We start from the raw sequence: 13,988 nt of genomic DNA, 5'->3' as shown, positions 1-13,988 counted from the left end.
CGCAGGCTCGCCGAAGTTATTCCATGTCAATGTCTGGCGCCGAAAAGCGTGCTAAAAAGGTTGGGTCCCTTTTAAATCGGAGGAAAAGTCTGATTTGGGGATGTCGTTAGTGAAGCGCTTCGTAGGATTAGCGGAACTTACGACGACATTTTTTCTCTATGTTGACATCGCAACGCCAGCAGGACCCATTGTAAGGTGACTGCGGCCTGATTAGACTGCGCCGAATTCCGTACGCACAGCCCTTTGTAAGGACTCATATGATCAAGAAATGCTTGTTCCCAGCAGCCGGTTACGGCACTCGCTTCTTGCCAGCGACCAAGGCCATGCCCAAAGAGATGCTGCCGGTGGTGAACAAGCCACTGATTCAGTACGGCGTCGAAGAGGCACTGGATGCCGGCTTGAACGAAATCTCTATCGTTACTGGCCGCGGTAAGCGCGCGCTGGAAGACCACTTCGACATCAGCTACGAGCTGGAAAACCAGATCAAGGGCACCGACAAGGAAAAATACCTGGTCGGCATCCGTAAACTGCTCGACGAGTGCTCGTTCTCCTACACCCGCCAGACCCAGATGAAAGGCCTCGGCCACGCCATCCTCACCGGCCGCCCACTGATCGGTGACGAACCGTTCGCCGTGGTCCTGGCGGATGACCTGTGTGTAAACCTGGAAGGCGACGGCGTCCTGACCCAAATGGTCAAGCTGTACCAGAAATACCGTTGCACCATCGTCGCGGTTCAAGAGGTTGACCCTCAGGAAACCAACAAGTACGGCGTGATCGCTGGCGACGACATTGGCGACGGCCTGATCCGCGTACGCGACATGGTCGAGAAGCCAGCACCGGAAGATGCACCGTCGAACCTGGCGATCATCGGTCGTTACATCCTGACCCCGGACATCTTCAAGTTGATCGAAGAAACCGAGCCAGGCAAGGGTGGCGAGATCCAGATCACCGACGCCCTGTTGAAGCAGGCCAAAGACGGTTGCGTGATTGCCTACAAGTTCAAAGGTCGCCGCTTTGACTGCGGTGGTGCCGAAGGCTACATCGAAGCGACCAACTTCTGCTACGAGCACTTCTACAAGACTGGCAAGGCTTACTGATTCACGGTTGCCCGCCTGATTTAAAGTACGAACGCTAGAGAAAGCCACCTTCGGGTGGCTTTTTCGTTTTTCAGCCCCATGTAAGTCGGTATGCTGATGGCCTGCCGAGGAGAGTGAAATGGCCTACGATTTTGACCTGTATGTAATTGGCGCCGGTTCCGGTGGCGTTCGTGCGGCGCGCTTTGCCGCCGGTTTTGGTGCCAAGGTGGCTGTCGCAGAAAGCCGCTACCTGGGGGGTACCTGCGTGAACGTCGGCTGCGTGCCGAAGAAGCTGTTGGTATACGGCGCGCATTTTGCCGAAGATTTCCAGCAATCCAGTGGCTTTGGCTGGTCCCTGGGGGAGGCGAACTTTGATTGGGCGACCCTGATCGCCAACAAGGATCGCGAGATCAACCGTCTCAATGGCATCTATCGCAACCTGCTGGTCAATAGCGGCGTCACCCTGCATGAGGGGCACGCACGACTGGTCGACCCGCATCAGGTGGAGATCAATGGTGAGCGCTTCACCGCCAAGCATATCCTCATCGCCACGGGCGGCTGGCCGCAGATCCCTGAGATTCCGGGGCGCGAGCATGCGATCGGTTCGAATGAGGCGTTTTTCCTGAAAGAGCTGCCCAAGCGTGTGCTGGTGGTGGGGGGCGGTTATATCGCCGTCGAGTTCGCCGGGATATTCCATGGCTTGGGGGCCCACACTTCCTTGTTGTATCGCGGCGACCTGTTCCTGCGTGGTTTCGACGGTTCGGTGCGTACGCATTTGAAGGAAGAGCTGACCAAGCGCGGCCTCGACCTGCAGTTCAACGCCGATATCGAGCGCATCGACAAGCAGGCCGATGGCAGCCTCAAGGCAACGCTGAAAGATGGTCGAGTGCTGGAAGCCGATTGTGTGTTCTACGCCACCGGCCGTCGTCCGATGCTGGATAACCTGGGGTTGGAAAACACTGGCGTCAAACTCGACAAGCGCGGCTTTGTCGAAGTGGATGACCTGTACCAGACCGCCGAATCGTCGATCCTGGCCATTGGCGATGTGATAGGGCGCGTGCAATTGACCCCGGTCGCCCTGGCCGAGGGCATGGCTGTGGCGCGTCGCTTGTTCAAACCTGAGCAATATCGCCCGGTGGACTACGCGATGATCCCGACGGCGGTGTTCAGCTTGCCGAACATCGGCACCGTCGGCCTGACGGAAGAAGAAGCGAAAGAAAAGGGCCATGCGGTGCAGGTCTTTGAAAGCCGGTTCCGGCCAATGAAGCTGACGCTGACAGACTGTCAGGAGAAAACCTTGATGAAGCTGGTGGTCGATGCCGACACCGACAAAGTGCTGGGTTGCCATATGGTTGGCCCGGACGCCGGCGAAATCGTGCAGGGCCTGGCGATCGCGCTCAAGGCGGGCGCGACCAAGCAGCATTTCGATGAAACCATCGGCGTGCACCCCACCGCGGCGGAAGAGTTCGTCACCATGCGCACGCCCGTGGCTGGCTGATCAGGCTTTAGGCGTGGCCTCTGGCGCCGTTGCAATGACGGCCGCCAGGCGCAACGCGTCGATGGTGGCCTGGGCCTTGATCAGGTCCAGTTCCAGTGCCTTGTTCGTCTGCTGGTGGGCGATCAGCGCTTCCTGGCGTGATTGACTGTCCAGTACTGCGACGCGCAGGCGCTCCTGAAGCACGGTGCGTTCGTTGTCGATCTGATTGACCTGTTCGCTCAGCTTGAGCTGGTGAGCCTGATCCTTGCGGATTTGCTCCTGCAATGCACTGAGTTCCTTCGTTGTTACCCGTTGCTCGATCAGCAACCGCTCGTTGTCGCGGTGCAGTTGAGTGATCTCGTCCTGGCGCACCATGGCGCTTTGCTGGGCCTGGCGCAGTTCCGCCTGGACCTGCTGCAGCTGGCCTTCATGGCGACGCTGTTCCTGCTCGCGTTGCTCCTTGATTGCAGTGCGGTAATGCTCCAGCGCATCCCTGGCATGCAGGTGCTTTTCTTCCAGGGAGCGAATCTGTTCGTCCTTGTCACTGATCCGCAGCTCGTAGTCACTGCACGCCTGGCTGAGGCCGGCGTTGCGGGTTTGCTCGGTCTGCAGGCTGGTGCTGGCGGTTTGCAGGGCGGCACTTTCTTCGGCGAGGGCCGCGGCCTGGATATCGAATTGCTGCTGCAGCTGGCTGTGGGCCTCTTCCAGCGCTTTGATCTGGGCGAGCAGGGCGGTCTTCTGCTGTTCAAACTGCGCCAAGGCCAGGTCAATCGGCTCCTGGGCTTTCTCTTTCAAGCGCTGGGCCAAGCGCGCCACCAGTTCGCCAAGCTCCTCGTCGATGGGGGCTTCGGTAATGGTCAGGCGGGTTTCACTCTCATCCAATTCTTTCAAATAACGATGAATCGTGGTTTTCGAGCCGGTATTGCCCATTTCGATGCGCACGGCGTCGATGCTGGGGTTCTCGCCGCGGGCAAGGATCGCCAGGCGTGCCGTTTGAACTACTGCTTTGTTTATGCCGCCGCGAGCCATGGGGTCTCCGTCGATTTAGTACTGTGGTACGTATTATGTAGATACATACTGTATCACGAATAAAATAGGGTTCAAATTCATGATTTAACAGATGGGATATTGGCGTATTATCCCGTGTCAAACAGGTTTCAGCCGCCGATACCCCCGATAGCAGTACGAATAGGCCTTTCATGAGCGATCTGGATCGTTACCTCAACGCCGCCACCCGCGATAACACGCGCCGCAGCTATCGCGCGGCCATCGAGCACTTCGAAGTGAGCTGGGGCGGATTCCTGCCGGCGACGAGCGACAGCGTGGCGCGTTATCTGGTGGCGCACGCTGGGGTATTGGCGGTCAACACCTTGAAGCTGCGGCTCTCGGCGCTGGCGCAATGGCACACCAGCCAGGGGTTCCCCGACCCGACCAAGGCGCCAGTCGTGCGCAAGGTGCTCAAGGGCATTCGCGCCGTGCACCCTGCGCAGGAAAAACAGGCCGAGCCGTTGCAGCTCAAGCATCTGGAGCAAGTGGTGGCGTCCCTTGAGGTTGAGGCGATCGAGGCGGGCAAGGCTCAGGACCAAGCTCGATGGTTGCGCGCCAAGCGCGACACTGCACTGATCCTGCTGGGCTTCTGGCGGGGGTTTCGCAGCGATGAGTTATGTCGGCTGAGCATCGAGCATGTCCAGGCCGTGCCCGGAGCCGGCATCAGCCTGTATCTGCCACGCAGCAAAAGCGATCGCGACAACCTCGGCAAGACCTACCAAACCCCCGCTTTACTAAGGTTGTGCCCGGTGCAGGCCTACAGCGAGTGGCTCAGCGCGTCGGCCCTGGTGCGCGGTCCGGTATTTCGCGGTATCGACCGCTGGGGCAACGTGGGCGAGCAGGGGTTGCACCCCAACAGTGTGATTCCGCTGCTGCGCCAGGCCCTTGAGCGTGCGGGCATTGCTGCCGAGCACTACACCAGTCACTCCCTGCGCCGCGGCTTTGCGACCTGGGCCCATCGCAGCGGCTGGGATTTGAAGTCGCTGATGAGTTACGTCGGCTGGAGCGACATGAAATCGGCCATGCGCTATGTTGAAGCAACACCCTTTCTCGGCATGACCTTGGCCACTCCCGCGCTGATTTGATGTTTCTTCTATTAATACGGTTGCCTGATAGAGAAAGCCAATCGTCAGCATCAGGTTTGCCAATGAGCCATCGTCCAGAAGAGTGGGTAGGATTCACTTCATCAACTTCTTAACCCCTGACGGAGAGTCAACGATGCCTATCATCAACAGCCAAGTAAAACCGTTCAAAGCTACCGCATACAAAAACGGCAACTTCGTAGACGTGACCGACGCTGACCTGAAAGGCAAATGGTCTGTAGTGTTCTTCTACCCAGCCGACTTCACCTTCGTTTGCCCTACCGAGCTGGAAGACCTGGCTGACAACTACGCCGAGTTCCAGAAACTGGGCGTGGAAATCTACAGTGTTTCCACCGACACCCACTTTGCTCACGCTGCCTGGCACAACACTTCGCCAGCCATCGGCAAGATCCAGTACACCATGATCGGCGACCCGACCCTGACCATCTCCCGCAACTTCGACGTACTGATCGAAGAAGCTGGCCTGGCAGACCGCGGCACCTTCGTCATCAACCCTGAAGGTCAGATCAAGATCGTTGAGCTGAACGACGGTGGTGTTGGCCGTGACGCTTCCGAGCTGCTGCGCAAAATCAAGGCAGCCCAGTACGTCGCTGCTCACCCAGGTGAAGTGTGCCCAGCCAAGTGGAAAGAAGGCGAGGCCACCCTGGCGCCGTCCCTGGACTTGGTCGGCAAGATCTAAGTCTGTGAAGTATCAAGGGCGGATTACCGCACCTAAGTAAGCAACACCGCCCTCGAAACGCCCGGGCGAGATTCGCTCGGGCGTTTTTTTGTCTGCAATAAACCGAATGAACAGGAAATCGCCCGTATGTTGGACGCCAATCTTAAAGCTCAGTTGAAGTCATACCTGGAACGGGTCACCCAGCCGATCGAGATCGTCGCCTCCCTCGACGACGGCGCGAAATCCCAGGAAATGCTTGCCCTTTTGCAGGACGTAACCAGCCTCACCACGCTGATTACCCTGAAAACCGATGGCGATGATGCGCGCAAGCCGTCGTTCTCCATCAACCGCCCGGGTGCCGATATCAGCCTGCGTTTCGCCGGTATCCCCATGGGTCATGAATTCACTTCGTTGGTGTTGGCCCTGCTGCAAGTCGGTGGCCACCCGTCGAAGGCCAGTGTCGAAGTGATTGAACAGATTCGCGCCCTTAAAGGCGAGTTCAGCTTCGAGACGTACTTCTCGCTGTCCTGCCAGAACTGCCCGGACGTGGTCCAGGCGCTGAACCTGATGGCTGTGCTGAACCCGAACATACGCCACGTCGCCATCGACGGCGCGCTGTTCCAGGCGGAAGTCGATGAGCGCCAGATCATGGCGGTGCCCAGTGTCTACCTCAACGGGGTGAACTTCGGCCAAGGCCGCATGGGCCTGGAAGAAATCCTCGCCAAGCTCGACACCAGCGGCATCGAAAAAGCCGCTGAGAAAATCAGCGCCAAGGACGCCTTCGATGTACTCGTCGTCGGTGGTGGCCCGGCCGGTTCGGCAGCCGCCATCTACGCAGCGCGCAAAGGCATCCGTACCGGCGTGGCAGCCGAACGTTTCGGCGGTCAGGTGCTGGACACCATGTCCATCGAGAACTTTATTTCGGTACAGGAAACCGAAGGGCCGAAACTGGCCAGCGCGCTCGAAGCCCATGTGCGCCAGTACGACGTCGACATCATGAACCTGCAGCGCGCCAGCAGCCTGATCCCGGCGAAAAATGCCGGTGAGCTGCACGAAATTCGCTTTGAAAGCGGTGCGACGCTCAAGTCCAAGACAGTGATCCTGGCCACTGGCGCCCGCTGGCGCGAAATGGGTGTGCCGGGGGAGCAGGAATACAAGGCCAAGGGCGTGTGTTTTTGCCCGCACTGCGATGGCCCGCTGTTCAAAGGCAAGCGCGTGGCCGTGATTGGCGGCGGTAACTCCGGCGTCGAAGCCGCCATTGACCTGGCAGGTATCGTCAGCCACGTCACGCTGCTCGAGTTTGACAGCAAGCTGCGCGCCGATGCGGTGCTGCAACGCAAGTTGTACAGCCTGCCCAACGTTGACGTGATCACCAGCGCGTTGACCAGTGAAGTCAAGGGGGATGGCCAGAAAGTCACCGGCCTGGCATACAAGGATCGCGACAGCGGCGAGTTCAAGACCCTCGAGTTGGAAGGCATCTTTGTGCAGATCGGCTTGCTGCCCAACACCGACTGGCTCAAAGGCACCGTGGAGCTGACGCCCCGTGGCGAGATCATCGTCGACGCCCGTGGCGAAACCTCATTGCCCGGTGTATTCGCTGCCGGTGACGTGACCACGGTGCCGTACAAGCAGATTGTGATCGCGGTTGGAGAGGGCGCCAAGGCTTCCCTGAGTGCGTTCGATCACCTGATTCGGACGTCCGCTCCGGCGTAAATCCGGGCCCGGAAATGAAAAACCCCATGAGCGATCATGGGGTTTTTTCGTTTACAGCGGCGCTGGCTGAATGATCTCAACCCAGTACGCATCCGGGTCCTTGATGAACGCCAGGCTTTTCATGCGACCATCGGTCAGGCGCTTCTGGAAATCGCAACCCAAGGCTTCGAAACGTTCGCATGCCGCCACGATATCCGGCACCGAAATGCAGATATGGCCAAAGCCGCGCGGATCGGTGTTGCCGTTGTGGTAGGCAAAGTCGGCATCGTTTTCGGTGCCATGGTTGTGGGTCAGTTCCAGGATGCCTGGGATCGACTTCATCCACTGGGTGCGCTCGGCAGCGTCGGCCGGGATCTGGGCCTTATCCACCAACGCCAGGAAGTACAGGCTGAATTCGGCTTCCGGGAAGTCGCGTTTTTCAACCAGGGAGAAACCCAGTACGCGGGTGTAGAAATCCAGCGATTTGGTGATGTCCTTGACCCGCAGCATGGTGTGGTTGAACACGAAGTTCGCGGTGGCGGTGTCAGGTTGGGCGGTGACGCCCGGGAAAGTGTTCAGATCGTGCAGGCTCATGGGCCCTCCAGGAAAAAATCGGGCAAATGCGGCTCGATGTGAGATGAGCGGTCCCTTGGCTTGCGGCTGGCATCCGTGCAGTCGAACCATGATACGCAAGGCCTGCGCGCAGCGCCAAATGAAAAAGCCCACACGGACCTTGCGGCCTGTGGGTGCCGAGGCTCAAACTTTGTCGCTTGAACCTTGGGCGTTTTTTGCAATGATCGAATTTCGTAGACCGCTGTTGAGTTCCTTGTGTTTGCTGATGGGCAGCCCCTTTGTGCTGGCGGCCGACCCGGAAATTCATTGGCCCAGTGGCTGGCAGGTGGAGGAGGTGGTGCCCGACGACCAGGCACCCGCCAACCCTGCCGCCGTGTCGCGCCAACGGGCCATCAAGAACGATGAAAACGGCAGCACCCTGATGGTCATGGAGTTGACTGGCACGCCGATCGAGGCCGGACATAAAGTTAATCTTCAGGGGGTATTGCTGGAAATGCGTAAATCCATCCAGAAGGATTTTGCCCAAGGCGGTTATCAAAGCGTTTGCACCAAGATGCACCCCACGACGTTGAGTCGCCTCGATGCGCTCGAAACTACTTGCGTGATTACCGAAAACGGGCGGCATGTGCTGTCGCAAACATTGGTGGGCGCTGTTGATGTCGATAAAGCCTATGTATTTTCATACGCGGGCCAAGCGCAAGCTTACGAAGCGAGCAAGGATGAAGTCAGTTCGGTGCGTGACAGCTTGAAACTTTGATGGCGTTACATCAATCGTTTTTGAACCGAATGAAATGTTATTTAAGTTCGTTTTCGAACTCGAAAATAAAAAGCCTCGCTTATGCGAGGCTTTTTGTTAGTGCGGTGGATCAGCCGCGAAGCCAGGAGTCTACAGTGGCGGCGCCATACTGTTCTTTCCAGGCTTTCAGGCCGCGGTGATTGCCGCCCTTGGTTTCGATCAGTTCGCCGGTGTGCGGGTTTTGGTAAACCTTGACCACGCGTGCGCGGCGCTGTTTTGGTGCGGCGACAACCGACGCACCGGCCTTGCCCAGGTTGGGATCGAGGATCGAGATGATATCGCGCAGCCCTTTGCCATAGCTCTTCATGAGCGCTTGAAGCTTTTCTTCGAATTCGATTTCTTTCTTCAGGCCGGCATCGTTCTTCAAGGACTCCAGCTGGGCAAGCTGTTCTTGAAGGGCTTTTTCTGCTGCGCGAAATTCGGCGAGTCTGGACAAAATCTGTACTCCAATAGTGTATTTGACTGATATCAACTGCAGACAAAGCTACAAGCCAAGCGCGTTAAGGCGACTCGAGGAAAAAGCCGTCCTGCGGACTTCTGCACAGGCAAGAAAAATTGTAGTAGTTAATCCGTCATGAGTAAATCATGTCTTTTGTCTGAACAACATTATTTCATCGTATTAGTCGCTGGCTATTCAATGGCGGGCCAGGGATTTAATGAATTCATCACAAGGTAAAGGACGACCAAACAGATAACCCTGTAGGAAGTGCACACCGTGTGCGGCAAGGTATTCACATTGCTCTGCTGTTTCCACGCCTTCGGCAACGATGCCCAGGTCGAGCTTGACGGACAGTTCTATGATGCTGTCCAGGATGTGCCGCGAGAGCGCGTCCACACCGATCATGGCGACAAAACTTTGATCGATCTTCAAGTAGTCCACATTGAAGTTACGCAAGTAACCCAGGCTGGAATGACCCGTGCCGAAGTCGTCGATGGCGATCATGACGCCCAGCGCATGCAAGGCGTCGAACAGGCGGCGGGTGATGTCCGTGGGCTCGATCAACTCACGTTCGGTCAGCTCCAGTACCAGTGTGACCTGGCCAGGCGTGAAGGCCGCCAGAAACTCCCGGCAGTCTTCCACGAGCGCCAGGTCCTCGCAGTGGCGGGCGGTAATATTCACGCCGATATGAAAGCCTGGGCTGAAGCGCGCGGCATGGGGCGCCAGTTGCGCGGCTGTTTGGCGTAGCAGCGCGCGGGTCATCGGTACGATCAGGCCGCAATCCTCGGCCAGCGGAATGAACAGGTCGGGGCGCACCAGGCCTTCCTTGGGGTGTTTCCAGCGCATCAGCACTTCACAGCCCGCCCACTGGCGGGTATCGCCGCGGACCACGGGTTGAAAATAAGGCATGAACTCGTTGGCCCCCAACGCGCGCTGTAACTCATGGGAGGGGGCCGACACGCGTTTTTGCAGCCAGTGCGCAAGCAGGCCCGCCAGGATGCCGAAGAACACGACCAGGCTGAACATCGCCGGGTAGCGCGCTTGCATATAACGCCAGGTTTCACCCGCCGGCATACCGGCTTCGACGCTGTAGTGATAGCGCGGCGAGACCAGGTGGTGGTGGGCCACCGCGAACTGCGGCACGGCCGTGTCATGCACGTTGCCCTCAGCGTCCAGCCAATGGGGGCCCACTTGCAGGACCAATTGCGCATAGCGGCTGATCAGGCGCAGGGCGTTGGTCAGGTGGTAGCCATCGATCGAGGCAAAGGCACCTTGGTCGCCTTCGACCAGGCGATAGACCAGCAGCGCGGTATCCGGTGTGACCGGGTTGCCATTCATCAACCACAGGCGACCGTCCACATAATCATCCGGATTGACCTGCGATGCGTAGTGGCTGCCGAACAATGAGCTGCAATAGATGTTTTCCTGCCAGGACAAGGTGGTGGCGCGTACGAACGGTCGGCGCGTGACCTGTTCGCGCAAGGCCAATTGCGTAGCGGCGTCGCAGGGTTGGCCGGCCAGCGGGAGCAAGGCTTGGGCCGCCAGTGCGGTGTTGTCGAGCATCAGGTCGAACTGGCGCACGGCCTCCTGGGCCGTCTGGGCCGTGCTCTGTTCAAGCGTGCCTTCGGCTTGCCAGTACAGGATGACGACACCCATCAGGATCGGCAGCAGCCCGGACAATGCACTGATCGAGTAGCGTGTGAAGGGCTTTCGAGGACCTTGGACGGTGAGCGGCATGAGTTCTACGGCCTGTTACACAGTGGGGGAATGTACCGGTAGGCCGGTCAGGGATGCGTCGATGATAGATGGCCGGCTGGAAATATGCTCGCCATTCCCGGGGCCTGTGCCATCGCGATAAAGGCCAGCGTGGCAGGAGACGACTGACGCCGGTCCAGCACGGCGAGGCCGATCTGGCGCGGCACGCGGGGTGACAACGCGCGTTTGACATAACGCGGGTCGCTTGCCTGCGGTAACGAGGCTTCTGCCACGATGCTCAGGCCATCGCCACGACTGACCGCTTCCAGGGTGCTGAGCAGTTGGGCGCAGCGATAGCGTACCTTCGGCTGCAACCGGGCCGCGCTGAACAGGCGAGTGACCAACTCCGAGGAGCCGGCCTCGGTGAGAATGAACGGATCGTCACACAGGTCTCGCAGGGTCAGGGCCTCTCGTGCGGCCAGGGGATGATCGGCGGGCAACAGCGCCACCAACTGGTCTTCGAACACCGCAAAGGTATCGAGGCGCTCTTGTTCCAGTACCACGAAACCGACGTCGATACGCCGCTCATCCAGCCACTGGAGTACTTGCCGATCAGGCCCCTCGTCCACGTGCACTTCAATGCCGGGATGCGCTGCGCGAAACCGCCTGAGAATGCTCGGCAGCAAGCGATTTGACGCAGTGGGCCCAAACGAACCGATGCGCAAGGTGCCGCGCTTCATGCCTCGGGCATCGGCGGCCTCCTGTTGCAGGGTGTTGGCCAGGCCCAGCATGGCACGGGCGCGTCCGAGTAATTGCTGGCCAATATCGCTCGGCTCCACCAGGGTTTGGTGACGTCGAAACAGTTCCACGCCCAACTCCTGCTCCAGCGCCTTGATGGCGTGGGATACCGCGGATTGGCTGATGCCCAGCCGGTGGGCCGCACTGGTAAAGCCTTGCAGCTCGGCAACCAGGGCAAAGATTTCCAATTGAGTCAGGGTCATGAGCAAACACTCATTTTACGATGAGGAAGTATTAGCAAAAGAATAACTGCATTCTTTCGCCCCTCGAGCAACTTTCTATGAGCCCCAGCCCGGATCGCCTGACTTACTGCAAACTCGCCGCCGTTACCATGGTCTGGGGCGGCACCTTCGTCGCCGGGCGTTACCTGGCCGATCAGATCAATCCATTGCTGGCCGCCAGCCTGCGTTTTCTCCTGGCGAGCCTGGCGCTGCTGCTGTACCTGGCTTGCGCGCGCATTGCGCTGGTACGCCCAAGCCCCCGCCAACTGGCACGGTTGGCGGTATTGGGGTTTTTTGGGATCTTTTTCTACAACCTGTGCTTCTTCTATGGGCTGCAGTACATCAATGCTTCGCGGGCATCACTGATCGTCGCGCTGAACCCGGCGGTGATCGGCCTGGCGTCCTGGCTGTGGTTCAAGGAGCGCCTGGGTCGCGCCCAGTGGCTGGGCATCGTGTTGTGCCTGGTTGGCGCGGCGGCGGTGATCGTCAGCCGCAACCCGCACGTGTTGCAGGGGGCCAGCCACGCCTGGATCGGCGACCTGCTCATTCTCGGCTGCGTGGCGGGGTGGGGCGTCTACTCGCTGCTGTCTCGTGGACTCAACCAAAGCCTGGGCCCCTTGCAGACGGTGACCTGGTCGATATTGCTGGGGACGTCGATGCTGGGCACTGCCACGTTGGCCACGGGAAGCTTCACCACCGCAGCACTCGGCAACGTTCATCTGCCACAACTCTTGAGCTTGCTGTACCTGGGTGTGCTGGGCTCGGCCCTGGCGTATATCGGCTACTACGAGGGTATCCGGCGCATTGGCGCGACACGTTCCGGGGTATTTATCGCGCTCAATCCGCTGACGGCCGTGATCTGTGGCGCATTGCTGCTGGGAGAGCCTCTGACTGCGCCGATGCTGATGGGGGGCGCGGTCATCCTGCTGGGGATCTACCTGTGCAACAAACCCCTTGCGCGGGTCAGGGCAATGGGGATTTGATAAGAGTACGGACAAACTCGGTTACGCTGTGTAGAATCGATTTACGCATACAAGAATATGGACTTGCGCTCACGCAAGCCTCGGCCGTCAGAGACTGATGTAACCATGAAGCTACTCGGCTCCCCCCTCATCTTTGGTGATTTCCTCGCCCGCAGCGTGCGGGGCCTCTCGTGTGCACCGCCCTCGCGCTTCATCCTTGCTGGCAATTGATATCCGTTAATCATAAGCATGATGAGGCGCCGAACATGGCAGACCAATACGAAAACCCGATGGGCCTGATGGGCTTTGAATTTATTGAATTCGCATCGCCCACCCCCGGCACCCTGGAACCGATCTTCGAGATCATGGGCTTCACCAAGGTCGCGACCCACCGTTCCAAGAACGTGGAGCTGTATCGCCAGGGCGAGATCAACCTGATCCTCAACAACGAGCCCCACAGCATCGCCTCGTATTTCGCCGCCGAACACGGCCCGTCGGTGTGTGGCATGGCGTTTCGCGTCAAGGATTCACAAAAAGCCTACAACCGTGCTCTGGAGTTGGGCGCGCAACCGATCCATATCGAAACCGGGCCGATGGAACTGAACCTGCCGGCCATCAAGGGGATTGGCGGAGCACCGCTGTACCTGATCGACCGGTTCGGTGAGGGCAGCTCGATCTATGACATCGATTTCGTGTACCTCGAAGGCGTGGAGCGCAACCCGGTAGGCGCCGGCCTCAAGGTCATCGATCACTTGACCCACAACGTGTACCGCGGGCGCATGGCTTACTGGGCCAACTTCTACGAGAAGCTGTTCAATTTCCGTGAAGCCCGCTACTTCGACATCAAGGGTGAATACACCGGCCTGACTTCCAAGGCCATGAGCGCCCCGGATGGCATGATCCGCATCCCGTTGAACGAAGAGTCGTCCAAGGGCGCCGGGCAGATCGAAGAGTTCCTGATGCAGTTCAACGGCGAGGGCATCCAGCACGTGGCGTTCCTCACCGACGACCTGGTCAAGACCTGGGACGCGTTGAAGCGCATGGGCATGCGCTTCATGACGGCACCGCCGGACACCTACTACGAAATGCTCGAAGGCCGCCTGCCGAACCACGGCGAACCCGTGGACCAACTGCAAGCGCGTGGCATTCTGTTGGACGGCTCGTCCATTGAAGGCGACAAGCGCCTGTTGCTGCAGATTTTCTCGGAAACCCTGATGGGCCCGGTGTTCTTCGAATTCATCCAGCGTAAGGGCGACGATGGGTTCGGGGAGGGCAACTTCAAGGCGTTGTTCGAGTCGATCGAGCGTGACCAGGTACGTCGCGGTGTATTGAGCGCCGACTGAACAAAAAAAGCCCGGCCGAGGTCTGCCTCGGCCGGGCTAATGAGATGGTCACCCCCACACCCTGCGAGGGCTACGCTTTCGCAGGGTGTTTTGTTTTTGGAGGCCATC

13 protein-coding genes are annotated in these 13,988 nt (G+C 58.9%); 8 read left to right on the top strand and 5 right to left on the bottom strand.

Annotation, left to right across the window (positions count from 1 at the left end; all coding sequences use genetic code 11):
- Nucleotides 1-257: 257 nt before the first annotated feature.
- Together galU and gorA are read left to right on the top strand one after the other, a co-directional pair.
- On the top strand, nt 258-1,097 hold the full coding sequence (gene galU / locus AC1Q6I_RS21675) for a UTP--glucose-1-phosphate uridylyltransferase GalU (RefSeq protein ID WP_003212579.1): 840 nt from the start codon (nt 258-260) through the stop codon (nt 1,095-1,097).
- Between the two features lie 118 nt (nt 1,098-1,215).
- On the top strand, nt 1,216-2,574 hold the full coding sequence (gorA, locus tag AC1Q6I_RS21670) for a glutathione-disulfide reductase (RefSeq protein WP_069076035.1): 1,359 nt from the start codon (nt 1,216-1,218) through the stop codon (nt 2,572-2,574).
- Here gorA and AC1Q6I_RS21665 read toward each other — a convergent pair whose 3' ends face one another.
- The gene (locus AC1Q6I_RS21665; protein ID WP_069076034.1) at nt 2,575-3,582 is read right to left on the bottom strand and encodes a DNA-binding protein; all 1,008 of its coding nucleotides are present in this window, start codon (nt 3,580-3,582) and stop codon (nt 2,575-2,577) included.
- 170 nt (nt 3,583-3,752) lie between these two features.
- Between AC1Q6I_RS21665 and AC1Q6I_RS21660 the strand changes: the two genes are divergently transcribed.
- The 3 genes from AC1Q6I_RS21660 (at nt 3,753) to ahpF (ending at nt 7,074) form a co-directional block, all read left to right on the top strand.
- A complete protein-coding gene (locus tag AC1Q6I_RS21660; RefSeq protein WP_024075352.1) occupies nt 3,753-4,685 on the top strand; it encodes a site-specific integrase in 933 nt (310 codons plus the stop codon).
- A 133-nt stretch (nt 4,686-4,818) separates the two neighbouring features.
- Nucleotides 4,819-5,382 carry an alkyl hydroperoxide reductase subunit C gene (gene ahpC / locus AC1Q6I_RS21655; RefSeq protein ID WP_003173835.1) on the top strand — a complete coding sequence of 188 codons (564 nt, stop codon included), beginning with the start codon at nt 4,819-4,821 and terminating at the stop codon, nt 5,380-5,382.
- 126 nt (nt 5,383-5,508) lie between these two features.
- The gene (gene ahpF / locus AC1Q6I_RS21650) at nt 5,509-7,074 is read left to right on the top strand and encodes an alkyl hydroperoxide reductase subunit F (RefSeq protein WP_069076033.1); all 1,566 of its coding nucleotides are present in this window, start codon (nt 5,509-5,511) and stop codon (nt 7,072-7,074) included.
- Between the two features lie 51 nt (nt 7,075-7,125).
- Here ahpF and gloA read toward each other — a convergent pair whose 3' ends face one another.
- Nucleotides 7,126-7,647 (bottom strand): lactoylglutathione lyase, encoded by a 522-nt coding sequence (gloA, locus tag AC1Q6I_RS21645; RefSeq protein WP_024075354.1) that lies wholly within the window; start codon nt 7,645-7,647, stop codon nt 7,126-7,128.
- A gap of 199 nt (nt 7,648-7,846) precedes the next feature.
- Here gloA and AC1Q6I_RS21640 point away from each other — a divergent pair, with 199 nt between their 5' ends.
- Nucleotides 7,847-8,383, top strand: coding sequence for a DUF4946 domain-containing protein (locus AC1Q6I_RS21640; protein WP_069076032.1), 537 nt, complete (start codon nt 7,847-7,849; stop codon nt 8,381-8,383).
- 109 nt (nt 8,384-8,492) lie between these two features.
- On the opposite strand, the gene AC1Q6I_RS21635 is transcribed toward AC1Q6I_RS21640, so the two are convergent.
- The 3 genes from AC1Q6I_RS21635 to AC1Q6I_RS21625 form a co-directional block, all read right to left on the bottom strand.
- On the bottom strand, nt 8,493-8,858 hold the full coding sequence (locus AC1Q6I_RS21635) for a histone-like nucleoid-structuring protein, MvaT/MvaU family (RefSeq protein ID WP_024075356.1): 366 nt from the start codon (nt 8,856-8,858) through the stop codon (nt 8,493-8,495).
- 198 nt (nt 8,859-9,056) lie between these two features.
- Nucleotides 9,057-10,598, bottom strand: coding sequence for an EAL domain-containing protein (locus AC1Q6I_RS21630; RefSeq protein WP_069076031.1), 1,542 nt, complete (start codon nt 10,596-10,598; stop codon nt 9,057-9,059).
- A 47-nt stretch (nt 10,599-10,645) separates the two neighbouring features.
- Nucleotides 10,646-11,557: a LysR family transcriptional regulator gene (locus tag AC1Q6I_RS21625; RefSeq protein ID WP_024075358.1), complete on the bottom strand. Its 912-nt coding sequence runs from the start codon at nt 11,555-11,557 to the stop codon at nt 10,646-10,648.
- Nucleotides 11,558-11,634: 77 nt separating this feature from the next.
- Between AC1Q6I_RS21625 and AC1Q6I_RS21620 the strand changes: the two genes are divergently transcribed.
- Both AC1Q6I_RS21620 and hppD read left to right on the top strand, forming a co-directional pair.
- Nucleotides 11,635-12,558 (top strand): DMT family transporter, encoded by a 924-nt coding sequence (locus AC1Q6I_RS21620; RefSeq protein ID WP_024075359.1) that lies wholly within the window; start codon nt 11,635-11,637, stop codon nt 12,556-12,558.
- A 245-nt stretch (nt 12,559-12,803) separates the two neighbouring features.
- Nucleotides 12,804-13,880, top strand: a complete 1,077-nt coding sequence (gene hppD, locus AC1Q6I_RS21615) for a 4-hydroxyphenylpyruvate dioxygenase (RefSeq protein WP_102625026.1) — start codon at nt 12,804-12,806, stop codon at nt 13,878-13,880.
- Nucleotides 13,881-13,988: the final 108 nt, after the last annotated feature.

Source organism: Pseudomonas sp. MPR-R2A5 (assembly GCF_058793055.1).
This window is presented reverse-complemented; position numbering and strand designations above follow the sequence as displayed.

Excerpts from the sequence above, each read along its gene's own strand:
- gorA (WP_069076035.1), top strand. The coding sequence starts at position 1,216 with ATGGCCTACGATTTTGACCTGTATGTAATTGGCGCCGGTTCCGGTGGC.
- ahpC (WP_003173835.1), top strand. The coding sequence starts at position 4,819 with ATGCCTATCATCAACAGCCAAGTAAAACCGTTCAAAGCTACCGCATAC.
- ahpF (WP_069076033.1), top strand. The coding sequence starts at position 5,509 with ATGTTGGACGCCAATCTTAAAGCTCAGTTGAAGTCATACCTGGAACGG.
- gloA (WP_024075354.1), bottom strand. The coding sequence starts at position 7,647 with ATGAGCCTGCACGATCTGAACACTTTCCCGGGCGTCACCGCCCAACCT.
- AC1Q6I_RS21625 (WP_024075358.1), bottom strand. The coding sequence starts at position 11,557 with ATGACCCTGACTCAATTGGAAATCTTTGCCCTGGTTGCCGAGCTGCAA.
- AC1Q6I_RS21640 (WP_069076032.1), top strand. The coding sequence starts at position 7,847 with ATGATCGAATTTCGTAGACCGCTGTTGAGTTCCTTGTGTTTGCTGATG.
- AC1Q6I_RS21620 (WP_024075359.1), top strand. The coding sequence starts at position 11,635 with ATGAGCCCCAGCCCGGATCGCCTGACTTACTGCAAACTCGCCGCCGTT.
- galU (WP_003212579.1), top strand. The coding sequence starts at position 258 with ATGATCAAGAAATGCTTGTTCCCAGCAGCCGGTTACGGCACTCGCTTC.
- hppD (WP_102625026.1), top strand. The coding sequence starts at position 12,804 with ATGGCAGACCAATACGAAAACCCGATGGGCCTGATGGGCTTTGAATTT.
- AC1Q6I_RS21665 (WP_069076034.1), bottom strand. The coding sequence starts at position 3,582 with ATGGCTCGCGGCGGCATAAACAAAGCAGTAGTTCAAACGGCACGCCTG.
- AC1Q6I_RS21660 (WP_024075352.1), top strand. The coding sequence starts at position 3,753 with ATGAGCGATCTGGATCGTTACCTCAACGCCGCCACCCGCGATAACACG.
- AC1Q6I_RS21630 (WP_069076031.1), bottom strand. The coding sequence starts at position 10,598 with ATGCCGCTCACCGTCCAAGGTCCTCGAAAGCCCTTCACACGCTACTCG.